Annotated in this window: 22 protein-coding genes; 3 read left to right on the top strand and 19 right to left on the bottom strand. The window is 54.5% G+C overall.

Annotation, left to right across the window (positions count from 1 at the left end; all coding sequences use genetic code 11):
• Positions 1–254 precede the first annotated feature (254 nt).
• On the top strand, positions 255–1,169 hold the full coding sequence (locus EYB31_RS20825; RefSeq protein WP_131015344.1) for an AraC family transcriptional regulator: 915 nt from the start codon (positions 255–257) through the stop codon (positions 1,167–1,169).
• A 76-nt stretch (positions 1,170–1,245) separates the two neighbouring features.
• On the opposite strand, the gene EYB31_RS20830 is transcribed toward EYB31_RS20825, so the two are convergent.
• A complete protein-coding gene (locus tag EYB31_RS20830; protein ID WP_131015345.1) occupies positions 1,246–1,998 on the bottom strand; it encodes an RraA family protein in 753 nt (250 codons plus the stop codon).
• Positions 1,999–2,174: 176 nt separating this feature from the next.
• Here EYB31_RS20830 and EYB31_RS20835 point away from each other — a divergent pair, with 176 nt between their 5' ends.
• Entirely contained in the window at positions 2,175–3,965 is a 1,791-nt protein-coding gene (locus EYB31_RS20835; protein ID WP_131015346.1) for a sulfatase family protein, read from the top strand.
• A gap of 118 nt (positions 3,966–4,083) precedes the next feature.
• Here the strand turns inward: EYB31_RS20835 and EYB31_RS20840 are convergent, their stop codons facing one another.
• From EYB31_RS20840 to EYB31_RS20875, 7 genes are all read right to left on the bottom strand, one after another.
• Positions 4,084–4,521: a GNAT family N-acetyltransferase gene (locus EYB31_RS20840; protein WP_131015347.1), complete on the bottom strand. Its 438-nt coding sequence runs from the start codon at positions 4,519–4,521 to the stop codon at positions 4,084–4,086.
• A 16-nt stretch (positions 4,522–4,537) separates the two neighbouring features.
• Positions 4,538–5,053, bottom strand: a complete 516-nt coding sequence (locus EYB31_RS20845) for a DUF6886 family protein (protein WP_131015348.1) — start codon at positions 5,051–5,053, stop codon at positions 4,538–4,540.
• 97 nt (positions 5,054–5,150) lie between these two features.
• A complete protein-coding gene (locus EYB31_RS20850; protein WP_131015349.1) occupies positions 5,151–5,723 on the bottom strand; it encodes a DJ-1/PfpI family protein in 573 nt (190 codons plus the stop codon).
• 814 nt (positions 5,724–6,537) lie between these two features.
• On the bottom strand, positions 6,538–6,903 hold the full coding sequence (locus EYB31_RS20855; RefSeq protein ID WP_240762672.1) for a cytochrome-c oxidase: 366 nt from the start codon (positions 6,901–6,903) through the stop codon (positions 6,538–6,540).
• 264 nt (positions 6,904–7,167) lie between these two features.
• A complete protein-coding gene (locus tag EYB31_RS41260) occupies positions 7,168–9,213 on the bottom strand; it encodes a helix-turn-helix transcriptional regulator (protein ID WP_276322066.1) in 2,046 nt (681 codons plus the stop codon).
• A 560-nt stretch (positions 9,214–9,773) separates the two neighbouring features.
• A complete protein-coding gene (locus tag EYB31_RS20870; protein WP_131015350.1) occupies positions 9,774–10,526 on the bottom strand; it encodes an SDR family oxidoreductase in 753 nt (250 codons plus the stop codon).
• A gap of 48 nt (positions 10,527–10,574) precedes the next feature.
• Complete coding sequence (locus EYB31_RS20875) at positions 10,575–11,027, bottom strand: DUF2269 family protein (RefSeq protein WP_240762674.1); 453 nt, start codon at positions 11,025–11,027, stop codon at positions 10,575–10,577.
• 184 nt (positions 11,028–11,211) lie between these two features.
• Between EYB31_RS20875 and EYB31_RS20880 the strand changes: the two genes are divergently transcribed.
• Entirely contained in the window at positions 11,212–11,958 is a 747-nt protein-coding gene (locus tag EYB31_RS20880; RefSeq protein WP_240762676.1) for a GNAT family N-acetyltransferase, read from the top strand.
• A 184-nt stretch (positions 11,959–12,142) separates the two neighbouring features.
• Here the strand turns inward: EYB31_RS20880 and EYB31_RS20885 are convergent, their stop codons facing one another.
• The 11 genes from EYB31_RS20885 to EYB31_RS20935 all read right to left on the bottom strand — a co-directional run bounded on the left by EYB31_RS20885 (position 12,143) and on the right by EYB31_RS20935 (position 23,936).
• A complete protein-coding gene (locus EYB31_RS20885) occupies positions 12,143–12,961 on the bottom strand; it encodes a serine hydrolase (RefSeq protein WP_131015352.1) in 819 nt (272 codons plus the stop codon).
• A 90-nt stretch (positions 12,962–13,051) separates the two neighbouring features.
• Entirely contained in the window at positions 13,052–13,516 is a 465-nt protein-coding gene (locus EYB31_RS20890) for a RidA family protein (RefSeq protein WP_131015353.1), read from the bottom strand.
• A gap of 55 nt (positions 13,517–13,571) precedes the next feature.
• Complete coding sequence (locus tag EYB31_RS20895) at positions 13,572–14,663, bottom strand: dipeptide epimerase (RefSeq protein WP_131015354.1); 1,092 nt, start codon at positions 14,661–14,663, stop codon at positions 13,572–13,574.
• Between the two features lie 15 nt (positions 14,664–14,678).
• Positions 14,679–15,740: a serine hydrolase domain-containing protein gene (locus EYB31_RS20900; protein WP_131015355.1), complete on the bottom strand. Its 1,062-nt coding sequence runs from the start codon at positions 15,738–15,740 to the stop codon at positions 14,679–14,681.
• Positions 15,741–15,992: 252 nt separating this feature from the next.
• The gene (locus EYB31_RS20905; RefSeq protein WP_165452520.1) at positions 15,993–17,153 is read right to left on the bottom strand and encodes a M20 family metallopeptidase; all 1,161 of its coding nucleotides are present in this window, start codon (positions 17,151–17,153) and stop codon (positions 15,993–15,995) included.
• 19 nt (positions 17,154–17,172) lie between these two features.
• A complete protein-coding gene (locus tag EYB31_RS20910) occupies positions 17,173–18,426 on the bottom strand; it encodes a threonine synthase (RefSeq protein WP_131015357.1) in 1,254 nt (417 codons plus the stop codon).
• Between the two features lie 14 nt (positions 18,427–18,440).
• A complete protein-coding gene (locus EYB31_RS20915; RefSeq protein ID WP_206105478.1) occupies positions 18,441–19,280 on the bottom strand; it encodes an ABC transporter permease in 840 nt (279 codons plus the stop codon).
• Between the two features lie 21 nt (positions 19,281–19,301).
• Positions 19,302–20,219 (bottom strand): ABC transporter permease, encoded by a 918-nt coding sequence (locus EYB31_RS20920; protein WP_338119965.1) that lies wholly within the window; start codon positions 20,217–20,219, stop codon positions 19,302–19,304.
• 26 nt (positions 20,220–20,245) lie between these two features.
• Positions 20,246–21,799: an ABC transporter substrate-binding protein gene (locus tag EYB31_RS20925; RefSeq protein ID WP_131015358.1), complete on the bottom strand. Its 1,554-nt coding sequence runs from the start codon at positions 21,797–21,799 to the stop codon at positions 20,246–20,248.
• A 44-nt stretch (positions 21,800–21,843) separates the two neighbouring features.
• Positions 21,844–22,947 (bottom strand): amidohydrolase/deacetylase family metallohydrolase, encoded by a 1,104-nt coding sequence (locus EYB31_RS20930; RefSeq protein ID WP_131015359.1) that lies wholly within the window; start codon positions 22,945–22,947, stop codon positions 21,844–21,846.
• 20 nt (positions 22,948–22,967) lie between these two features.
• Positions 22,968–23,936, bottom strand: coding sequence for an ABC transporter ATP-binding protein (locus tag EYB31_RS20935; RefSeq protein ID WP_131015360.1), 969 nt, complete (start codon positions 23,934–23,936; stop codon positions 22,968–22,970).
• Positions 23,937–23,951 lie beyond the last annotated feature (15 nt).

Here is a 23,951-nt window from a genome sequence, read left to right on the forward strand (position 1 = left end):
TCCGAGCATGTCCGAGACGATCACCTCCTTGTAAGAGGCTGCGCCGCGGACATATCCACCGTACTTGTCCACCATATTATACCATAAGCTGCCAATAGGCGGCTTTTTATTTTGCCAAAGAAGGGTGATCGGAGTGTCTTCTCCCATGCCGAAAAAACTTCACCTGCCTCCCCGCCGATTCGGTATAATGAAGTTGGCCTCACCCATCAATCAATATTCCAACCCGATTAAAATACAGGCGGTGATCGAAAGCAGTGGCTTCTTTTCCGCGTTATTTATACGAATACCCTAACATGGACAGCTCGTTTCCGTTCTACATGAAAGAGCAGCAGCCATCCCGCATTACACTGCACCGGCACGATTTCCTGGAGCTGTCGCTGGTCACGGAAGGCACCGGTACCGAACTGATCAACGGCACTCCACATGTGTTGAAACCGGGTACGCTGGCATTTCTGCTGCCGCATCAGCTGCATGAATTGGTATCCAATCCGGCGGACCCGCTGAGGATGTATGTGTGCAATTTCGACATGTCGCTGCTGGCGGGCGAACATGAGGCAGATTGGGGCGGGCAGGCGTTCCTATCGGCTCAATCAACCGCTAACCGGCCTTACGTCGAAGCTAGCCCGGCCGATCTGGAGCGGCTCCGCGGCATATTTGCCACGCTCTTTGAGGAATACAACAACCGCAATCCGTGGCGCAACTGGCTGATCAAAGCCAAGCTGATCGAAGCGCTCACGCTGCTGGAACGTATCCGCGAAGGAAATGCCGAGCGGGAAAGCGCTGTCTCCACCACTGCCGCTCAGGACAATTTGCACGCTTCCATATGGCCGATCTTGCAATACGTGCATCAAAACTACCGCGAACCGTTGTCACTCAGCGGCTTAGCGGAACACTTTCATTTTCACCCATCCCACTTAAGCGAATCGATCAAGCAGCATCTTGGGCAAACGTTCACCGCGTTCCTGCAGGAGCTGCGCATCCGGCATGCCTGCGGGCTGCTTGCCTCTACGGATTTGCCGGTCACATCGGTCGCCCTTGAGGTCGGCTTCGGATCGTATCAGACCTTTTGCCGTTTGTTTCGCAAGTTAAAGCGGGCAGCCCCGGCAGACTACCGCAAAATGATGCACAAACAACGCTCGGCTTCCGTAACCGATGCTCAACCAGACTAATATTAAACGGGGGATAGGAGCTCGTTCAAGCTCCTATCCCCCGTTTTAGGCACTATTATTTAACGTCATAAATTTCTTACCATTCACCCGCGGAGCCGAATTTGCGCTGCACATTTTGCCCAAATTGCGCTCCGGCTGCGTCAATCGCCGACAGTATGTCCTCGGAAGAACGTCCCGCCGCGCTTCTTGCCGCAGGAATGACCGTGCTGCATTCGTTATCGTCCATAAACCGTGACGCTTCCAGCAAGCGTGGTTCGTCTTCCTGCGGGATGACGAGGAATCCGTGCTTGTCGGCATGAATCAATTGGCCCGGCTGCACCTTGCAGCCGAACACCTCTACCTCGATACCCCAGCGCACCGGCGTGCTGTACGCATGACCTACGCACATTCTGCGGGCGAGCGCCTTGAATCCGGCATTCGTCATTTCGTCGATATCGCGGATGGCGCCATCCACAATCGTACCGACACAGCCCAGCGCTTTGTGCATATTGCTGTTGACTTCCCCCCAGAACGCCCCGATGACGCGGGGTTTATCCAAATCCTGCACGACCACGATCTTGGGTCCCGGCACACTTGCCACATACTTGCGGTATTCGCTCCATGCATTCGGATTGCTTTTCGGATGATCGGGATTGCTTGGCTCGAATTGGACGGTGACGGCATAACCGACCATCGGTCCCATCTGCGGCATATAATCCTTTGTTTCCTCCATATTAAAACCCGTGGTCCTGTCGTGTTTGGTAATGATTTCCCACCCGTTGTAAATCGTCGGCGTATTCCATCGTTTCAGCTGAAGCAGCTCGCTGTGCGGCAGTCTCCGGTCGTTCATGAGGTCACTCTCCAATTGGTTGATTTTGCAGATCTATCCCCAGTGTAGCTTCCTTAGATAGCCCGTACGGATCAAATTTTCGGGTATAACGATCATATTTTCGGTTCATTCCGGCATGAAGCGGCGTCCCCGCTGCATACAACTAGGGTAAAACCTACGATCCGGGATGTGTGCCCATGGCCGAATCAAGCAGAAACGGAAAGCAGCCAAATTTCCTTCTTCTCATCGTTGATGAAGAGCGTTACCCGCCGGTCTATGAAAGCCCGGAAACCAGAGCTTGGTGCCGCCAAAACATGCCCGCCCATACGCTGCTGCGTACTCACAGCATGGAGTTTGACCGGCATTATATCGGCAGCGCCGCCTGCTGTCCGAGCCGGGCCACGATGTTTACCGGCCACTATCCTTCGCTCCATGGGGTAACCCAGACAAACGGCATCGCCAAAAGCGCCTTCGATTCCGACATGTTCTGGCTGAACCGCAATACGGTGCCTACGATGGGCAGCTATTTTCGCGAGGCCGGATACCAGACTTACTACAAGGGCAAGTGGCACATTTCATACGAAGACATCGTTGTACCAGGGACTCATGATGACGTGCCCAGTTATAATCCGGCAAATGGCGTCCCCGACCCGCAGCGGGAGGAATTGTACCTGCATGCCGATCCGCTGGATGCGTTTGGCTTCTCTTCGTGGATCGGGCCCGAACCTCATGGCCGCAATCCGCGCAATTCCGCTTCTTCCGCGGCGGTCGGCTTAAGCGGACGGGACGTTGTATACGGCGCGGAAACCGTAGAGCTGCTTGAAGCGCTGGACCGGCAAAAACAAGCCGACCCAAACGCCAAACCTTGGCTGCTCGTCGCCTCATTTGTCAATCCGCACGATATTACGCTGTACGGTTCGCTGACCGCTCATCTGCCGCAGTTGTTCCGCTTCGAGGTCGACCCGATGCCGCAGGTCCCCGCCCCGCCGACCCTAAACGAGCGGCTTGATATGAAACCGCGCTGCCAGGCGAGCTACCGCGACATTTATCCGAGAGCGCTGCAGCCGATCCTCAATCAGCCGTTTTACCGCAAGCTGTATTACCAGCTGCAAAAAAACGCCGACCAGCAGATGATGCGTGTGCTGGACGCGCTGGACCGGTCCGCTTTTGGCGACGATACGATTGTCATCTTTACTTCCGACCACGGCGATCTGCTTGGAGCCCACAGCCATCTTCATCAAAAAATGTACTGCGCTTACGAAGAGGTGCTGCATGTGCCCTTCCTCATCCACAACAAGCGGCTGTTCCCGCAGCGGAGGCATTTTCCGGCATTGACTTCGCACTTGGACCTGCTGCCCACGATGCTGGGACTCGCGGGAGCCGACGCGGACGACATCCAGCGGCGGTTGCAGGGCAGCTTTGCCGACGTTCGCCCGCTGGTCGGGCGCAACCTGACTCCTTATGTATTCGGGGATAAAAGCATAGCGGAAATCGCGGACCAGCCGATCTATTTTATGACCGACGACGAAATTACCCGCGGCCAACACCAAATCAGTCCGTTGGGAAGGCCGTATCCGGCCGTCGTCCAGCCAAACCATATCGAGACGGTGATCGCTCCACTGGGGGATGGACCGCATAAACAGCTGTGGAAGTATTCGCGGTATTTCGATAATCCGCAATTTTGGAGCGAACCGGGTGTACGGGATGAGACGGTTGAGGTATCCGGCGCCGGTCCGCAGCAGGAAGGGACAGCGTCAGAAGTGACGGCATCTTGTGCCGTTTCCGTGAAAACGGTGCCGGTGCCGGAGGAATATGAACTTTACAATTTAACCGAAGACCCACTTGAGGTATATAATTTGGCGCATTCAACCTGGGCCACCTCCGAATCGGAGCTTTTCCGGCAGCAGATGGCGATCATTCTGGATGAACAGCGGCAGCGAAAACGCCTTACTCCGGCGCTAAGCACTCTTTCGCATTTCGGGCCTTAATGCACTTCTCCGTCGCTTCATGCAACTTAAAAAGGTTCCCGCGCATGGGCGGATATCCGCGTTGACTAACCGCGCGTATCCATCGTGATGCCGGGAACCGATTTTTATTTTATATAATTTACTGTTTGAGCGGCTTTACGAACCTGTATCCGGTGACGGCGAAACCCATGCGTTTATAAAATGCATGTGCCCTTTCCCGCTCCGGTTTGATGCCGCTTGTTAAGTACAAAGCGTTCGAGCCTTTTTCCCTTGCCCACTGTTCGGCGAAGGTAACAAGCGCTTTGCCGATTCCTTGGCCTTGCAGCTCTTGTTTCGTTACAAGTATGGAGATCTGGGTCACAACCCCGTCTTCTTCGTAGTAATAAATATCCCGGCACCCGATCATTCCCACGACTGCTCCGTCTTTTACAGCCACAAAGGTATAACAATGCGGCGTAGCTGAAATGACTTCCATTCGCTGTATCATCTTATCCATGGTTGTCGGATAACCCAGATCAGCCATCAATTCGGTCAAATCTCCATCATCGCCGGGGATATAAGGGCGAATCTCCATCATGCAGCACTCCCTTTCTTCAGGTTCGGGCAAATTCAAATCGGTGGATGCCAAAATCGGTTAACGTAACGGATTGCAAAATGGCTTCCCGCAGAGGATTCAGATTGGGGGTAAACCGGAGTTCGATGTTCATCGCTGTTAATTTTTCAATTAAGTTCGAGATCGCGTCGACTTGCAGCGGCTTTATCGTTTGCTCGGATATGTAATAACCGGCAGTCTCATCGAACAGCTTAAAGCTCTCCGCCGGAAACATGTATCTGTACATCGTCGTTTCGCTAATCGCTTTGTACCAGCCCGTTTCAACCGTCACGATCTTATCCGAGCGGCTTGATCCGAAAAAAAGCGCCTCGTCGCGTTCACTCAAGCCTTCCGATCTGGTATACACAATCCGCGGGCAATTTCTCGGAAAATAAAAGGTAAACTCATGTTCGCGGTCGATCGCCCAGACGACGGGCGGCATATTTTGGCGGTTGGCTTTCACTCTTGGCACAAAAACCTCAATATTCGGCTCTTCGCTAAAATGATAAAGATACAAAGTATCTCCTCCATCATGACATGATTGTCTACAACGGCGCGATCCGATTCGCTTGACCCAGAACGGCCGTCCCGTTTACCGTTTGGTTACCGTTCAGCTACCTGTCCATAATGTCTTTGTACAACTGATCCCGCTCTTCCTTCTGACCTTCATAAATGCCCAAATAATCAAAAACTGCAAACGAAAAGTCGACAAAAGCACGTCCTTGGGCCGTAATGACATGCCCATCGCGGACTACACGCCGGTGGATGTAATTATCTCTGGGGAACGGATCGGCCACGCCTAAATCACGGATCCGCTCTATCGAACATGATGTGGTAAATTGAGTCTTGTTCAGAATACCGGCTCTTCCCAAATATTGCGGACCGTTGCATATGGCTGCCAGCAGCTTTTGTTCCCGGTCAAGCTTAAGAAGAAATGCCGTCAATTCTTCACGTTGATCGCGAATCGGCCCGCCAGGGATAATAAGGCCTTCCACATCTTGAAGCGACATTGCTTCACCCAGCGTGATATGAGGTTTGTAACACAGACCCGATTCGCTGACCACAGGCTCATGGCTGTATCCGACCGTCAGCACTTCTTTGTTTCCGACATTTTTGATCTTATGGAACGCTAAGGTGATCTCAAAATCGGCGAAATCTTCCGAGATAAAACAAAGTATGTTCCCCATAGTTACACCCCGTACATATAGGATTTTCGATGCCCATTCCGCAGAAACCCATTTACCGTGAACTTAAAAATGGAGGGATTATAATCAGCAAAACAGCAGAGCCGGCCAGTATAAATGTCGTCCTCTTGGAGAGTTTTTCCCTCCCCTTGCCAATGTACCAACCGGAGAACTGCAGCTTATTTCTATAAAGAACAAAAAATAGATTAAAAATGGCAACCCATGCCAACCAGGCATACTCCATATTTTTCAAGTTGAACCCCAGGCTTGAATACACATAACCCAATAAAGTACTCAACAACCCGCCGAAGATAAATAGCAATACAATGATGCGTAAAATCTCCAAAATGGAATAAAACACGACACACCCCCACTAAAATTCCTTTCAAATCAAAAGAAACGTAACATGAGTGATTTCCATCTTAGCATACATTGTGCCCGGACAACTAGAGATGTTACAGAGTCCGGGTTAATCTACAACTCCCCCCTCACGCTGGAACCGGCTCGTCACCCAAGGTTGTTACAAAACAAAAAATGACTCCTGCAGTGTGCAGGAATCACCTTCTGAGATAACTTGTAACGTACAATTTTTAGCGGCATGGTTAACCGCGAAGGGACTGTAGCCCGCTGCCGAACGGATTCCCCTATAGGATCCGCAGCCGCCCGCCGGGCTTTTGCTGGTTGTTCATTCTATTGGCCAATCGAACCGAAAGAAGCCAGCACTCGCAGCCAGGCATCGTCGTCGCTTGGCCGCAGCTTGCCTCTCCATGCGGCAGCATTCATAAGCGATTCCGGCGTCCATGCGCCAGACGCATAGTTACAGCACATGCCGAACGGCATTGACGGAAAACAAAATCGTACCGGCGACCACGCATACGCCTCCGGCCGATACGGCTGCTACGAATGCGACGCTTCCCGTCAGCAGCATACACGCCAGCCCCGCCATCATAATCGGAATGCCGAGCATATGCAGCCAGAAATGCCATTTGCCAAGCCTGGATTTGGCGGCATCAGGAAATAGATGATACAGCAAGCCCCCAAGCGCCAGCGATACCCATCCCAGCAAGTTAAGATGGGCATGGACCGGAGCCAGCGTATAGTTTTCCGTCATGGACATCGCCATTCCCATAACAACTCCTATAACAAAATACAAAGTGGAACCAACGATCATTGTTCTGGCCAAAGCAAATCTCCTCCTTCATTCAGTTGCATAAGTTTCTTTCCTTGCGCCGGGCACCATAATACGCGCTTTGCGGATGCCAGACCCGCGGTCCGCATGACATTCAATGTACCATGACCCGCTTCATTCCGGTATTATACGATCGTATAGTTATGCATCATACGATCGTACAGTTGTGGCTTCATAGGCCCCTGTGCGGCTGCACCGCCAAACGCCAAAAAGCCCACCTCCCGAATGGGACGCGAGCTTGCAAACAGCACCGCCTTGTCAGCCGATGCGCGGCTTACCGGAAAACATCTTGATCAACTGGCCGCGGCCTTTCACCGCCAGCTTGCTGTAGATCGAACTGACATGTTTCTTTACCGTAATTTCGCTGACAAACAGTGCCTTGGCGATCTCGCCGTTCGTCAAACCGTCGAGCACGAGGGCCACGACTTCCCGTTCCCGTTCCGTAAGCTGGCTGCCCGGTCCGTCGAACAAGATCAGTTCGTCGGGAAGGCCGCCGCGCCTCAGCAAAAATCGGAGAAACACCTCCAGCTTATCCCCTCGCGTATCGAGCACAAACGTCGGGGTCGGCGTTTTGCCATCATAATGCCGGTGGATGACCCCCGCCGCCGGCTGAAAGCCGAGATTCAGATGCGACATGCTAAAAAACTCCATTGGCGGCGGAGAAGCGAAAAACAGCCCGCCGGAGCACATATACGAGAACATCAAATACATCGCCTCCAGCACCATGTCCTGGTTCTGCCAATCGGCATAGTCGATTGTCCGTATGAACCAGCCCGCCTGTCCGGGAGGTTCGGCCTCCAGAAGCCGGCGCTCCGGCGGCGTCAGTGAAAGCAAATACGGGCTTGCGAACGGATCGCGGATTAAAGAAGGCAAGGTGCCCTTATGAATCGGAATGATCACGGCCAGTCCGATTGCTTCCCCATTCGTGTTACGAAGCAGCATGACCGACTGCTGGTCGAGCTCGACCCAGGTGCGCAAGTCCAAAAGCTTGATCGTCATCGTCATGTCTTCTTTGCCCACGAATTCGCTGTAACGCTCCTCCGTTTCCGGGTCCATGCCGGATAACTTCAGAGGGGTCGCCGCTTCGAGCCGTTTGCGCAAGTACGCTTCCCCTTCATCCAAATTGGCAGGCGTCACCAGCTCCCATGTATACCGGCCGCGGGAGTATGATTGGAGCAGCGAGCGAATGAGCGGAATACCGGTGTAATAAAACAGCTCCCCGACTTCCCACTCCGTATTTCGGTAGGAAGCGGATTCGCGGATTCTCGCTGCGTAATAAAGCGCCGCCCTGGTACGCAGCCGCTCGAAATAAGCTGGCATTCGTTCCTCAAGCTGCTTGCGCATGGCCATCCGCATCAGATCGTGAAGCATCCAGCCGCGCTCCGTCTTACGGACAAAAGACAAAGATACGAGCTGCCCGAACGTCTCGTCGCCGACATCCCGGTCCAGGGCCGCCTGCAGCACTTCCCTGTTCACATGCAGCAATATAGCCGCCGCCTCAACCACTGTCCGCAGCAAATCGTCAGGCACTTCCCTCAACCACGCCTTAGCCAAATGCTCGAACCATTCCTCCCAATCGCCGGACCGCCCGGTCCAATCCTCGTGCGGACGGACGACGGACGCCAGCGACAACGCGAGCGGATGGCCGCCCGTCTTACGCCAGACGGTGTCGATCCGCTCCTCGTCGGTCAAGCCGCATTGCCGTAGATAAGCCGTGCTTTCCGGTCCTGTCAGCGGCTCCAGCGGCATGAACAGGATGTGCTCCCGCAGCGCGGGGGAAAGAATCCATTGATCTTTCAGACGGTAACGGCCCGCCGCAATCAACAAGACGCCGTCAGGCAGCCATTTGATAAAACGCTCCCGTATCCAGCTGTCGAGGTCGCCCATCTCCTCGTACGTGTCCAGCGCGATAACGACCTTCGTTTCCGCGGCCAATTGTTCCAAACGGGTTAAGCAGGCGTCCACCGGATCGGTTAACGGCGGACGGCCGCCCGGCATTTGCCGCAGCAGCTGCCGGCACAACAAATCTCCTTTATGGTTGAAATCGCGGCTATCCACCTGCAGCATCACCGCGCCCGCCCGCAGCGCCTGACGACGGAACGCATTAAGCAGGAAACTTTTGCCGATGCCGGCTGTTCCGTACAGGCTCCATATCGTATAGCCATCCGCCCGGCCTGACAAAAAGCGCTGAAATTGCGCAAGCGGCTCGCTGCGGCCCGCTATATATTCGTCTTCCCTCAGATCCATCCTGTTCATCGGTTCCCGCCCGTCCCGCGCGGCGGATTTGTCCATGTCGTTTGGCATCTTTACCATTCCCCTTGATCGTTTCAAAGATTAGCCCCGGACACGTAAAGGGCGGCTCCCAGCGGTTTAATGCGAAATTCAGGTAGAATTGGCCGATGCGCTTGCTTAGGTCCAAGTCCGTTCCTGGTGCTGCTTCAGCATATGCGACGTTCGTTTTTCCCTGAATAAACGATTCGCCGCACCCGCTTCAAACTCCTTTTTGTAGGTGCGGGTTACAACTGGGCTATTTTCCTTTATAGTCTCAAATCCTATTGTGAAGATGGCGATGGTATCCCCTATCATAAACGTAAGTTTTAATCATTTAAGTTATACTGCTCGGTCCACTATGGGGGAACGAAAGCTTAATAAACCGCCTTTTCACCAAGGCGGTTTTCTTATGGTCAAACAAAAAAAGCCGCATAAGCTGCGACTCGGAAGTAGGCATATCTTTTTGCGCCCGATGCAAAGAACCAAAATAAACGTAAAAATCGCCTTTGTCCGGCTGTCTGAGCCAGAGCAAAGGCGATTGCGAGCCCGGGGAACACACCTTACCGGCCGCTTGTTCAGCGTGCAATGAATTACTAACCCATATCGATGCCGCCGTTTACTTTCATACAGCTTCCGGTGACGAACCGGCTCTCTTCACTGGCAAAAAAGGCAATCGCCCCCGACAGATCATCCGGCAAAGCTACCCGCTGCACCGGGGTCATGGCCGCGATTTGCTGTTTGACCGCTTCCGGCGTTACGCTTGACGCTTCCGTTTCGACCAGTCCGGGCGAAACGATGTTGGCGGTCACCCCATGAGGAGCGCTCTCCAGCGCCACATATTTGACGAACGCCTCAAGTGCCGCTTTGGCCGAGCCGTGCGCGGCCATATAGGGCAGCGGAACGTCTGCCGCATTGCTGGAAATGTAAATCATTCTGCCGTATTTCCGTTCAATCATGGCAGGCAGTACAGCTTTCGTTAATGTAAAAGCGGCTTTCATCTCGTCGTTTAACTTCTGAGCTAACTCTTCCCATTCCATTCCCATTACCGGCTTCATGACAAAAGACATATGCGCATTGCTCACCAGAATGTCAATATCGCCCCATGCTTCCCGAATGGAAGCCAGCGCTTCCCCTACTTGTTCAGGATCGCGCACGTCCGCTCTGGCGAGCATCGCTTCTCCCCCGGCTTGCCGGATCTGGTCTACGACAGCCTGCGCCGATTCCGCCTGCCGTACATAATTGACGGCAACCTTGGCCCCAAGCCGGGCCAGCTCCAACGCTGCTGACGCCCCGATTCCGCGGCCCCCTCCCGATACAAATGCAACTTTACCATGTAAATGATTCATATAGTTCCCTCCAAATGTGTGATCACAATTTTTATCCAAACTTTAGCTTTATATCGGCTTTACAATCATAAGCAAGATGAGTATCGTCCCCATAATGGAAGCCGTATTGTACAGCCTGTTGGCTTGGGCGAGCAAAGATGAGCTGCCCGCTGCCGGATCGCGCTCCCGATCCTCATCTTCGCCCAGCGCTTGGACGAGCCGCTTCAGCACCGGCCCCATCATGGCCACCGCCACCACCTGGATGAGCACATACAGGATCAAGGAGCCGACAATCCACAGCTCCGAGAACTTCCAATCCGACAATAGAACAAGCAGAATGCCCGACACAACAGCAAGCGAACCGCCGATTTTAGGAAAATAGTTGAGCAGCCCAAACAGCTTTAGCGACTCCAGCAGTTGCTCCCTGCTCTGCTTCTTGCGCAGTAAAACATGGCCGAAATACGTCGGTCCGATTCCAAGCACCGCCGACAGTACATGAATCGTCACAAGCCATCCCATCATAACGTCCTCCTCATTTCTCTTTTTCTCATCTGTCCTCTCCGATCTGTCATTTAATGTACCATGGGGGATCGTGTTCCGATATTATACGTTAGTATAGTTCTGAGCTAAGAGCGCTGTCATTTGGACCCCCTGTCTGTTAATCTGATATCAACGCATCATGGCTTAACGAAAGGAGCTGTTTTTATTGGACATTAGAGTATTGGACGAAAGTTTAAGAGAAGCGGCGGCGCAGTGGCGAGGCCCCATCATCGTATCCAGGGGGCGAATTCACCATCTCGCTCAACTGCCGGGTTATGCGGTCCTGATCGGGGGAAGTATTCAAGGGCTTGTATCCTTTTACATAGAAGATGGGGAATGCGAGATCGTATCGCTGGACAGCCGCCTCGAAAACCAAGGCATCGGCAGCAAGTTAATCGAGCTGGTAATTCACGCCGCTAAGGATGCCGGTTGCGAGCGGGTATGGCTGATTACATCCAACGATAACATCAGAGCGATCCGCTTTTATCAAAAAAGAGGATTTGACTTAAAAGCCGTTCACCGCGATGCGATTACCGAAGCGCGCATGCTCAAACCGTCCATCCCGTTAGTCGGTTATGACGGCATCCCCATTCGTCATGAAATCGAATTCGAGGTTAAGTTAACGCTGATCGTTGAAGCCGATTTCCGCTTTTTCCAGCAGTATTTCTCATGTTCCGCAGAAATCGTCCCCCAACTTGAAGAGCTGCAGCTGCAGTTCTGGCAGTGGATCGGTGACAAAAATGTCGATCATCCGTATTGGGAATACCGCGACGGCAGTAAATTTGCGGCGAACTACAAAGCCGATGCTTTTGTCGCTTGGCTTAACGAGCAGCATTTTCAAAAACAGGTTGCAAAATTGACAAGCGCCCCTCATGAAACTTCAAGACGAGCTGTAAAAACATTATTATTTTAACTGCATGAATGAAACTTTTGAGGCATTCCGGCCGTCTATTTAAAAAGTGTCATATTTTGGGTTTAAGCCTCAACGCAAAAAAGCACTTGCTTCCATTACGGAGGCAAATGCTTTTTTACGTGTGTTCCACCGGCAGATACGCGACTGAGCGCATTGCCGGTCATAGTATGTGTTGGCCGTTACTTTAATGAGTACCACAAGCGAACAAGAACACTTGTTCCCCAATGGATGAAATCATCTTCCGCACATCGCCCGGATTTGCGGTGCTTTCCGACAACACGGACACAATGATAGATCGGTGGCCGACGTATAGGACGCCCGCCTCGTGAGCAATGCCGGTCAGCGAGCCGGTTTTGCCGGCCCACTGCCACTCCGGAATGCGGCCTACCGTGGATGCCGACGGCGCAGGCAGCCGTTCAGCCAGTCCGTTGCCGAGCTGCTGCAGCTTCATCACGGCAATCATATCCGCGCAAGCGTGCCGGGAAATAAAGCTGCCCGACGCCAGCTTGCGCAGCAGCAGCGAAACATCGGCGGCTGTCGTTATGTTCTGCCCGGGAGGATCCGTCAAAAACAACCCGGTCTTATTTGCAAATACGCTTTGCTGCATCCCCAGATCAAGCATCGTACGCCGGATCGGCTCCGGTCCGATCAGATCGATCAGCATATTGGTGGCCGTATTGTCGCTTTGAATGATCATTAACGTGATTAAATCTTTAATCGACATCACCATGCCCGGCGCCATATGCTGGAGAATGCCGGAACCGCCGGCCTTATCGCCGGCCCTGAGCGATACCTGATCGTCCAGACGCAGCCGGCCCTCATAAGCTGCGGCATACACCGCAGCCATGATCGGCAGCTTAATCAGGCTGGCGGCCATAAACCCGCCGTGCTCGTTTAAGCCGAAGCGCTCGCCGCTTTGCAGGTCCTCCACGGCAATACCCCAGACACCGCCGGCCTGCCGCACTAAGTTCGTTATATTTTGGGCCAATTGTTCCATCAGCATCGTGTTCTCACTGACTCCTTTGCCTGAAACTACAGATCAGCCCGTTCTTCTTAAATAAGTACTCCGCCCTTTCACGAAGCTGCGCAGGCTTTAAACTTTCAACTGCACGATCATTTCAATCTCGACAGGAGTGTTAAACGGCAAATCGGATGTGCCGATCGCCGAACGTGCGTGTTTGCCGGACTCCCCGAATACTTGCTCCAGCAGCTCCGACGCGCCGTTAATAACATAAGGCTGATCGGCAAAGCCGTCCGCACTGTTGACGAAAGCGAGCAGCTTGACGACGCGCTCCACCCGGTCCAAGTCGCCCAGATGCCATTGCAGCACGCCGAGCAGGTTAATCATCGTTTGTCTCGCCGCCTGCTGGCCCTGCTCTATCGTCACTTCCCGGCCGAGCTTGCCTTCATAGATCAGTTTGCCGTTAATCCGGCAGTCGTTGCCCGATGTATACACCAAATTGCCTACCGTCACTGCCGGAATATACATGGCAGCGGGCGCCCCCGGTGTCGGCAGCTCGATTCCCATACTTTTCAAACGTTCTGATATGATTCCCATAGTCCAAAAACCTCCTGCAGCGCTAACTCTTATGCTGATCATTTAATGTTGTGTTTTATTGTTGCGGCTCCCGGAGTCTTACGCCGAATATTCCCAAACCAGGGACATCCGGAAGCACAATCCGGTTGCCTTCGTACATAACCCCGCCTTCGACGGCGTCTTCGCTCATCATTAGCGGACTATCCAAATCGACGCGAGTGACATTACGTTTGGCGGCGGCAAAATGGGCGGCGGCCGAAGCGCCTACCCGCGATTCGATCATGCTGCCGATCATACATTCCATGCCGCTTGCCTCCGCCATACGGCAGATCGTTTCGGCATGGTACATGCCGCCGGCTTTCATCAGCTTGATATTGATCAGATCGGCGGAACGCTGCCGAATGACCTCCAGCGCATCAGCCGGGCTGAACACACTTTCATCGGCCATGATCGGCGTGTCCACCTGGCTGGTCACAAGCCCCAGTCCGGCAATATCGTGTGCTTTCACCGGCTGCTCGACCAGCTCGATGTCCAGTCCACCGTCTTCCATAGCCCGGATGAGACGAACGGCCGTTTTGGCATCCCAGCCTTGGTTGGCATCCAACCGCAGCTTGATCCCATAACCGATCCGCTCGCGTATCGCCTTCACGCGCCGGATATCCAAGTCCGCATCGCCGAGGCCGACCTTGATTTTGAGCACGGTAAAACCGGACTTCACATACTGCACAGCGTCCTCGCCCATTTCCTCCGGGCTGCCCACGCTGACGGTGAAGTCGGTCTCGATCTCATTCTTATGACCGCCAAGCAGTTGGTACAACGGAACCCCGCCGTGCTGCGCAAGCAGATCGTATAAAGCCATCTCCACGGCGGCTTTGGCGCTGCTGTTGCGCACAGCCGCTCCATGCAGCACGGGCAAAAGCCGCTCGTACAGCAGCGGGCTTTCCCCGACCAGCTTTGGCGTAATCCCGTGGATAAACGCTTCGATGCTTTCCACGCTTTCTCCCGTGATCGCCAAGGTTGGAGGCGCCTCGCCCCAGCCGGTATGACCGCTGTCGGCAGCGATTCGCACGATGACCGACTCCGCCGTATGTACAGTGCGCAGCGCGGTTTTAAACGGTTTCTTAAGCGGCACGCGAAGCCGGCTTGTTTCGATTCGAGTAATTCGCATAACAGCTCCGGCTCCTTATCCTTGGCCCCGCTTGGCACAAGCCAGGTAGGCGAGATTGTGAAACATGGCGCGAACCCGCTTGATCGCCGGATTCGCCCGGGTCGGATGCACCCGGTTGGTGAGCAGCGCGACAAACAGATCCGCTTCCGGATCCATCCATACGCTAGTGCCGGTAAAACCGGTGTGGCCGTAAGACGACGGCGAAAACAAGTCCCCGGCCGGCGAATCGTTGCGATCCTTGGCTTGCCAGCCGAGCGCCCTGGCCAAATTGAGTCCGGCCGTATGATGGCCGGTCATGAGCTTTGCGGTGCTCCCCTGCATCAGCGGACCTTGAACCGCTCCATGATGGCGCAGCATTGCTTGGCAGAGCAAGCTCATATCGCCAATCGTGCTGAACAACCCGGCATGGCCCGCGACCCCGCCCAAGACGACGGCATTTTCGTCATGCACTTCGCCGCATACCGTTTCCTTGCGCCATGCGCAGTATTCAGTTGCCGCAATCGGGTACGTTTTTGCCTGCAGACGAGGGTTAAACAATGTGTCGCTCATGCCAAGCGGCTCGAACAACGTCCCCTGCAAAACGGCCTCTAAGCTTTGACCCGCCACCTTCTCGACAATGTCGCCAAGGATCATAAATCCTTGAGACGTATATTCCACATACGTCCCCGGCTTGTGCCGCAGCGGCAAGTTTCTGACCGCCGTCATCAGTTGTTCGCGGGTGCCGCAAGACTGGTACAACGGCTGTTGACCGGGGATTCCCCCGGTATGGGTAAGCAGCTGAAAAAGCGTAATATCCGCTTTATCCGTGCCTTTATAATCGGTTAAAAAGTGGGCGATCGTGTCGTCCAAACAAAGTTCGCCTTGTTCCAGCATAAAGATAAGGGGCAGAACCGCAATCGGTTTCGTGACGGATGCCAAATCCCACAAAGCATCCGGTGTAACCGGCTCGCCATCCCATGCCAGCGTCCCAACGGTTCCTTGCTCCAAAACTCCATGCGAGGTGCCTACGGCAAACGCAGCGCCGGAAAACACCCCGCGGTCGCGCCAATCCTCCAAAAAACGAGTCAGTTTGTTCATCTCATCACCTGTCCTGTACATTCCCGCTATATAAATTGAACAAATGACTTGGAAGCCCGTTCCGTTCCGAAAGGGATTATTTTGCCGCTTCAGACAGCTTGTTTTGAATTCCTTTTATTGAAGAGGCCTGGGGATTGCAGGAATTCAAAGCCAAAACTCGCGGACAAAACAATTCCCTTTCTCCACTGCACTCAGTTCTTCCTGGAAGTTCTTTTGTTCAATTTATATAGTTACGTTTAGAAACGCTAATCGTTAGCCTATACGCCCGCTTAGAAATTGCCGGGCGATGCGCTCGTAAATCAGCACCGCCTGCTCCACCTGGGCCGCTTCGACGAATTCATCCGGCGCGTGCGCCTGATCCAGGCTGCCCGGACCGAGTACCACGGTCGGTATGCCGGCGATCGTCACCAGCTTGCTCATGTCGCAGCCCGCGCGGAAACCTTGCGGCTGCTGCGCCACGCCTCTGACATGGCCCGCCGCTTCCAGCGCCGTGCCGACAATCGTCTCCGCTGCGTCGGTTTGCGACGGAATTGTCGCAACGACAATTTCGATCGGGTCCAGCGACAGCTCCGGTATCCGCTCCCGCAGGCCGGACAAAATGTCCTCCAGCTCGCGGTCGGCGTCGGCATGCGTTTGTCCCGGAATCAACCGGCGGTCGATGATCATTTCCGCTTGATTCGGGATCGTATTTTGCCTTGTGCCGCCTTTGATGATCGTGACCGCCGCACTGGCCGGGCCAAGCTGCGGATGGGCATGCTGCGCCAAGCGGTCGTTCAGCTTCTCGTATTCGATCAAAAACTTGGCGGCATGTATGATCGCATTCACGCCAAGTTCGGGCCGCCCGGAATGGGCAGCCCGCCCGTTAAAACGCAGTTTGCGCATGTAAGTGCCCTTGTGGGCGATGCACACGTCAAGGCCCGTCGGCTCGCCGACAACGGCGCCGTCGGCCTTCAGCCCCTGCTGCACAAGGTGCAGCGAACCGATACCGCCCGCTTCTTCGCCCATGACGGCCGTCAGCACCAGCTTGCCCTGCAGCCCTTGCGGCTGCGCCGCCACCTGTTCCATCGCGCTTAACATCGCAACCAGACTGCCTTTGGCGTCGCACGCCCCGACTCCGTACACCTTGCCGTCCTCCAGCCTCGGCTGAAAGGGCGGATGCGACCAGATTTGGCCGGACGGATCGTTAACGTCCATATGCGTATTAAATACAAGACAAGGTCCCGGCCCGAAATCCAGCGTCACAATCACGTTGTCTTTGCCCGGTTCGACCGTCTGTCTGGCCACCGTCGCGCCAAACTCCAATGCCCATTGTTCCACCCAGTCGGCGACAACCGCCACCTCGCCGGGAGGATTCGGCGTCGGCCGCGAAATACATTCCATCAAAGCCTCGATAACCGATCTCGGCTCTAACATAGAGATCATCTCCCGCTTGTTATTGCCACACTTTGCCCAGCAGCTTCTCCAGCTCTTCATAGCTGGCATGCAGCTGAAGCGGAGAATCGGGAACCGATTTCTCGATCGCGTAAGGCTGTTTGAGCCCGCTGCCGGTGATGACGCAGACGACCGTTTCGTCCGAGCGCACCAGCCCCCGCTCCACGGCTTGCTTTAAAGCCGCCAGCGAGGCGGCCGACGCCGGTTCGGCGCAGATACCTTCGCAGCCGAGCCACTGCATGGCCTGCATAATCGCCTCATCCGGCACCGCTTCGGCGAAGCCCCGCGAATCGTAGATCGCGCGCAGCACCCGCTCGCCGCCTTGAATCGGGGCATCGGCGGCAATGCTTTGCGCGATCGTCTTGGTCGCGTCGCCGTGGCGTTCCGCCTGCTTCAGCCCCTGATTGAAGGCGCGCACGATCGGGCCGGTCGCTTCCGGCTGTACGCCGACCATGCGGGGCACGGCATCGATCCAGCCGAGCTGCGCCAGCTCGCAGAAGCCTTTCCAGGCGCCCCAGATGCCGCCGCCCGTGCCGATCGGATGAACCATCACGTCCGGCGCCTTCCAGCCAAGTGTTTCGCTGATTTCGTAGGCATAAGCTTTCATCGCCTCGTGGCGTACCGGATTGATGAAGTTGACGAACTGGTACAAGCCAAGCCGCTTCACCGCTTGCTCCAGCATATCGGTAATTTCCGTCATGCTGTCAAAATATAACGTCGCCGTTTTCGCACCGTACAGCGAAATAATCGCTTTTTTCAGCGGATTGGCCAAATATTCCACCAGCACCGTCGGCTCGAAGCCGGCGCGCCGGGAGTAAGCCGCAAACGATGCTCCTGCATTGCCGGAGCTGTAGGTCAGCCCGCGGGTGAGCCCCAGCTCCTTGGCAAAGCTGATCGCCAGGCTGAAGCCCCGGTCTTTAAAGCTGCCGGTCGGCATCAGCGCGTCGTTTTTGAAATAAAGGCGGGACAAACCCAACTTCTTGCCCGCATAAACTGACGGGATCAGCGGCGTGCCCCCTTCGCCCAGCGAAACCATATGGGCTTCATCACGCAAAGGATAAAATTCATGCCACCGCCACATCGACGTCGTCCGTCCGGCAAATTGCCGTGGGCTCAGCTCTTGTTTCATCGTGTCCAGATCGTAATGAGTCTCCAGCAGCCCCCCGCAATCCGGACACGTATTGATCGGCACGTTTAACTCATACACCTTCGAGCAGCCATCGCATGTATAATGCGTTGCATAAGACCAGGTCATGACCTGCCGTCCTCCTAGCGGGCTTTCGCTTTTGGATTAAACTTGTCTCTCCATACGTCGCCCAAAATATTAATCGCCAACACGACAAGCAAGATGGAAACGCCGGGAAATACGGAAATCCACCACGCCGATTCCATATACAGCTGCCCTTGATTCAGCATATTGCCCCAGCTTGGCACGTCGATCGGCACGCCCAGTCCAAGGAAGCTAAGCGACGACTCGGAAATGATCGCGGAAGCGACCTGAAACGTTGCAATCGTAATGACCGGCGAAAAAATATTCGGCAAAATATGCCGGAACAACAGCCGGAAATCGCTGACACCAATCGTCTGTGCCGCCACTACGTAGTCGCTGGAGCGGATGCTCAGCACCTCGGAGCGAACTACCCGGGCATAAGGCACCCAACCGGTGACGCCAAGCACAATGATCAAATTTTCGAGCCCGCCCCCGAGCACCGCCACAATGGCCAGCGCCAACAGGATCGTCGGAAACGCAAGCTGAATGTCGGCGATACGCATCATGACATGGTCCAGCGCGTTATAAAAACCCGACAGCAGGCCGATCACCATGCCAAGAACACCCGAGATCAACACGGCGGTCACCCCGACAAGAATGGAAATGCGGCTTCCGTAGATAATTCTGCTTAATAAATCTCTTCCCAGATGGTCCGTTCCGAGCAGAAAGCCCGATTCGGAGCCCTCCAGCCAAAACGGCGGTTTAAACCGCATGAGCAAATCCTGCGCATTCGGGTCATGAAGGGCCAGCTTCGGTGCGGCGACCGCCATGATCAGAAAAAGGATAAGCACAAGCAGCGAAAACCCGTAGTATCCATTTGCTTTTTTCCCTTTCCACAACCGGTTTATGACAGGTCCCTCCTACTTATATTGAATACGCGGATCGATAGCGGCATAACAGATGTCGACAATCAAATTGACGAGGACAAAAATACCCGCCAAAATGATGATCGCACCTTGCACAAGCGGATAATCCCGGTTATATATCGACTGCACGAGCAACTGTCCGACACCCGGCCAAGCAAACACGGTCTCCGTGACAACGGAGCCGCCCAGCAGCGAGCCGATTTCCAGCCCGACAATCGTAACGACAGGCAGCAGCGAATTGCGCAGCGCGTGTTTGGCTACGACCTTGCCGGGCAGAAGCCCTTTCGCCCTGGCCGTACGCACGTAATCGGAGCCAAGCGCATCCGACAACGACGCGCGCAGCAGCCGGGTAACTAACGCTAGCAGGTGAATGCCCAGCGCAATGGCCGGCAGGATCAGATGACTCAAGCCGCCAATGCCGCCGGTCGGCAATATTTTCAGCTTGACCGCAAACAGCAGCACAAGCAGCATACCGACCCAAAATACAGGCACCGACTGGCCAATCACAACAAACGATACGACGCCTTTTTCGATCGCCGTGCCGCGTTTCAGCGCAGCAATGATACCTGCGGGAATGGCGATGATCAGCGAAAACAGCAGCGCCGCTCCGGCCAGCTGCAGCGTCGCCGGCATCCGTTCCAGAATGAGCCGGTAGATCGGCTCGCCGTATCTAAGCGAAGTGCCCAAATCAAGCTGCAGCAGATGAAGAATATAGATGCCGTATTGTTCAAGCAGCGGTTTGTCGAATCCGAGCGCATGCCTCAGATCCTGCTCCTGCTGGACGGAAGCGTCGGGAGGAAGCATGATCGAAACCGGGTCGCCTGTGAGCCTTGTGATGAAAAAAACGACGGTCGCCACTCCGAAAAGGACAAATATAGCATAGAAGCAGCGACGCAAAATATAAGAAAGCAATGGATATCCCCCTCGCAGTGAGCGGATTATTTAAAGGATGCTTTATACATGTTGAGCAGACCGATCGGGTTCGGCTTCCATTCCACATTGTTTCTCATGCCGTAAATGCCGTTGATTTGATACAGATAAATAAACGGTGCTTCGTCTTTCAAGATGCCCTGCAGCTTGGAAATTGCCGCTTGGCGTTTTTGCGGATCGATCGATTTCTCTTCTTCGTCAATGAGACGGTCAACTTCCGGGTTCGCCCAGCGGTTGTATCTTCTGTCGCTTCTTAGGTACGATTGGAAGTTGCTCATCGCGTCCATCGTCCAGCCGGTATTTCCGATATAATACATCGCCGATGCTTTTTTCGCGGTAATATTGGCCGTAAGCGTCTTGCTGTCCATCAGGTTGAGCTGCACTTTCACGCCGGCTTTCTCCAGCATGGCCGCAATCGCCTGCACGTTGCTTGCTTCCAGGTTGTCGGCGTCCAGCGTAAGCGTAAGCCCTTGCGCGTAACCGGCCTGTGCGAGCAACTGCTTCGCCTTGTCTAAATTGTATTCATACGGAGTTACAGCCGCATCGTAGCCGAAGTTTTCTTTGGGCACGAGCGTTGCAGCGCGGGCCGCATGGCCGTCGAGCACGGTTTTGATAATCGTATTGACGTCGATTGCATAGTTCAGTGCTTGGCGCACTTCTTTTTTCGCCAGTGCTTCTTGAGTCGTATCCAGCGAGATGTAGAATGTGCGGATGCCCGGATTGGAGACGACCTTCACATCCTGCTGCCCTTTCAGTTGAAGCGCCACGTCGGGTTTGATGCCTGCGGCGATATCGATTTCGCCGGTACGGATGGCGGCCGACATGTTGGAGGCGTTCGGAATGATTTTAAACGTCAGCTTTTTCAGCTTCGGCGCGCCCTGCCAATAATCAGCGTTTGCTTCCATCACGACCTGGCTGTCTTTTTGCCAAGAAACGAACTTAAACGGCCCGGTGCCAACCGGATTTTTGGCGAAGTTGTCATCGCCTTTTTCCTTAATATATTGCGGAGGTACGATGACGCCGCCGAACAGCACCATTTTGTTAGGCAGAATCGGGTCCGGTCCGTCCGTAATGATCTTTACGGTTTTGGCATCGACCACTTGCACTTCTTTGACGGTTTTCAGTTCGGCAATCGGCGATTTGGTATCGGGATTGTTCAAACGGTCGATACTAAATTTAACCGCGTCCGCGTTAAACGGCTCGCCGTTATGAAATTTGACGCCCTCGCGCAGTTTGAACTCCCATGTCGTATCGTCGAGCGCTTTCCATTCCGTAGCCAGCGCCGGAGCGAGCTTGTTGTCGGCATCGCGGGTGACCAGCGTGTCAAACATATTGCTCAAAATGTTCATGTCGGGCATTTTTCCTTGTTTTTGCGGATCAAGCGTACCTGCGTCGGTATCTTGTCCCACGACCAAAGTGTCCTTGGTCGAAGCTGTGGTGGCCGGTTTCCCCGGATCAGCCGTCTGATTCGGCGCCGTGGCCGACGAACCTCCACCGGAAGAGGTACAGCCGGATAAAGCGATGGTGAGGCATAATGCGACAAGCGAAAGTCTCAGTTTCAATGCAATTCCTCCTTGGTATGATTGAATATATTACACAGCTGCCATTACAGACCACTTACTGGTGTATATTGGCCTGCCGCTATAATTGCCGTCGGAACAATCGTTTGCTCCGGCACAATGACGTTGCCTTGAGAATCGCGGTACTGCAGCGCTTCAGCCGGGGCTTCGACTTTAAATAACGTCGCCTTCTTAATCACGCCGTCCAGACTGCACCAGTCGTCCAACCCCAAAACCTGCGCCGGACGCAGCGTAACGGCCGAGATCACATCATCCAGCGGCATGCCGCTGGCAAGCAGCTTGGACATCGTGGTCGCCATATCGTATACCGGTCCCCTGATGTTGCGGATATGCAGATCGGTGCTGATGCAGGTCGGCGGTACCCCGGCGGCAAGCGCCTTGCGGCAGACGTCGAAGTTGAAGCTGGCTGCGCCGTGGCCGACATCGAGCTTAACCCCGCGGTCTAACGCATTTTGCAGCGCCCGCGACGGCCTGCCGTCCTTCATCCATGGGTGGCCGGTTTTGCCGTGGTAGCAGTGGGTGACCACATCGCCGTCCTCCAGCAAATCGAGCACTCCGTCGATGACCGGCGGCGCTTCCCCGATATGTACCATGACCGGCACTCCCGCTTCCCGGGCCGCCAGCTTGGCGAGCTGAAGCGGCTGCAGCCCCATCTGCCCGACAATCGCTCCGCTCGAACGGACTTTAATGCCGCAAACAAACGAACGGTTGTCCTGTACCGCCTTCACGGTTTTATCGATATCGATATGATCGAGGGTTGCTACCTCCCGAAGATGCACGAGACCAATCGAGCTGATGTTCAGCCATGCTTTAATTTCCGTGCGGAATTGCGGCGCCACGTATTTCATAAATCCGGGCAACGTTGCCTCGCCCGCGCTTCCCGCATCCACGACCAGATGAACCCCCGTACGAAGCCCGCCGTCGTCCGCAGGCACGCTTAAATTAGCAACCCCGTCGTACACATGGGCATGAAGGTCAATCCATCCCGGACTTAAATAATAGGCGGGCTGCCCCAGCTGCTCTTGCGGCACATTCGTGTCGATCGCGCAACCGTCGGCATTCATCTTTAACTGCGCCCGGTAGGAGCGTCCTTTCTCGGGATCCACTACTTGAACAGTAATCGGCTCCATGTTTTGCTGCACCTCGCTTGTTATTCGTATAAGTGGCAAGCCACCGCATGACCGGGGACCGCTTCGAGCAATGCAGGTTTCACTGCCTTGCATATATCCATCGCCTGCGGGCAGCGCGTATGAAACGGACAGCCCTTGGGCGGATTGGCGGGACTCGGAATTTCTCCCTGCAAAATGACCTTCTCTCTATGCTGGTTTCTTTTTACGATAGGAGAAGACGCCATTAACGCTCTAGTGTATGGATGGAGGGGACCCTGATACAGCTTGTCCTTATCGCCGATCTCCACCATATTCCCCAAATACATCACGCCCACCCGGTCGCTGAGATGGCGCACGACCGATAAGTTATGGGAGATGAACATATAGGACAAATTAAATTCCTTCTTCAAATCCATCATCAGGTTCAAAATTTGCGCCTGTATGGACACGTCAAGCGCTGATACCGCTTCATCGGCCACGATCAGCTTTGGGCTGAGCGCAAGCGCCCGGGCAATCCCGATTCGCTGCCGCTGGCCTCCGGAAAATTGATGCGGATACCGCTCTCCGTCGGATTCGCGCAGCCCTACACGTTTCATCAATTGAAAAGCCTGATCGGTCGCTTGCTTGCGCGTCATGAGGCCGTTCACGAACAGCGGCTCGGCCACAATTTCGGTAACCTTCATCTTTGGGTTCAAAGAAGCGTAAGGATCTTGAAAAATCATTTGAAAATTACGCCGTTCTTTGCGCAGCTTGGCTCCTTTGAGCTCCGTCAAGTTTTGCCCTTCGAACAAGATACTGCCTTCGGTCGGATCCAACACCCGCATGATCATCCGGCCTAACGTCGATTTGCCGCAGCCGGACTCTCCGACAATGCCTAGCGTTTCTCCCCGGGCGATGTGAAACGATACATCGTCCAGCGCCTTGACGTGTCCTACCGTTCTCCGCAGCAGTCCGACCTGAATCGGAAAATACTTCTTGATATGAGAAACTTCCAACAACGGTTGGCTCATAGCACAGTCCCTTCT

Origin of the sequence: Paenibacillus thalictri (assembly GCF_004307995.1) — a bacterium.
GTDB classification, from domain to species: Bacteria; Bacillota; Bacilli; order Paenibacillales; family NBRC-103111; genus Paenibacillus_AF; species Paenibacillus_AF thalictri.

What these genes read in the sequence shown, in the direction of transcription:
- EYB31_RS20830 (WP_131015345.1), bottom strand. Translation starts at nt 1,998, where the DNA reads ATGAACGACCGGAGACTGCCGCACAGCGAGCTGCTTCAGCTGAAACGA.
- EYB31_RS20835 (WP_131015346.1), top strand. Translation starts at nt 2,175, where the DNA reads ATGGCCGAATCAAGCAGAAACGGAAAGCAGCCAAATTTCCTTCTTCTC.
- EYB31_RS20840 (WP_131015347.1), bottom strand. Translation starts at nt 4,521, where the DNA reads ATGATGGAGATTCGCCCTTATATCCCCGGCGATGATGGAGATTTGACC.
- EYB31_RS20850 (WP_131015349.1), bottom strand. Translation starts at nt 5,723, where the DNA reads ATGGGGAACATACTTTGTTTTATCTCGGAAGATTTCGCCGATTTTGAG.
- EYB31_RS41260 (WP_276322066.1), bottom strand. Translation starts at nt 9,213, where the DNA reads ATGCCAAACGACATGGACAAATCCGCCGCGCGGGACGGGCGGGAACCG.
- EYB31_RS20870 (WP_131015350.1), bottom strand. Translation starts at nt 10,526, where the DNA reads ATGAATCATTTACATGGTAAAGTTGCATTTGTATCGGGAGGGGGCCGC.
- EYB31_RS20875 (WP_240762674.1), bottom strand. Translation starts at nt 11,027, where the DNA reads ATGATGGGATGGCTTGTGACGATTCATGTACTGTCGGCGGTGCTTGGA.
- EYB31_RS20885 (WP_131015352.1), bottom strand. Translation starts at nt 12,961, where the DNA reads ATGCTGATGGAACAATTGGCCCAAAATATAACGAACTTAGTGCGGCAG.
- EYB31_RS20890 (WP_131015353.1), bottom strand. Translation starts at nt 13,516, where the DNA reads ATGGGAATCATATCAGAACGTTTGAAAAGTATGGGAATCGAGCTGCCG.
- EYB31_RS20895 (WP_131015354.1), bottom strand. Translation starts at nt 14,663, where the DNA reads ATGCGAATTACTCGAATCGAAACAAGCCGGCTTCGCGTGCCGCTTAAG.
- EYB31_RS20900 (WP_131015355.1), bottom strand. Translation starts at nt 15,740, where the DNA reads ATGAACAAACTGACTCGTTTTTTGGAGGATTGGCGCGACCGCGGGGTG.
- EYB31_RS20905 (WP_165452520.1), bottom strand. Translation starts at nt 17,153, where the DNA reads ATGTTAGAGCCGAGATCGGTTATCGAGGCTTTGATGGAATGTATTTCG.
- EYB31_RS20910 (WP_131015357.1), bottom strand. Translation starts at nt 18,426, where the DNA reads ATGACCTGGTCTTATGCAACGCATTATACATGCGATGGCTGCTCGAAG.
- EYB31_RS20930 (WP_131015359.1), bottom strand. Translation starts at nt 22,947, where the DNA reads ATGGAGCCGATTACTGTTCAAGTAGTGGATCCCGAGAAAGGACGCTCC.
- EYB31_RS20935 (WP_131015360.1), bottom strand. Translation starts at nt 23,936, where the DNA reads ATGAGCCAACCGTTGTTGGAAGTTTCTCATATCAAGAAGTATTTTCCG.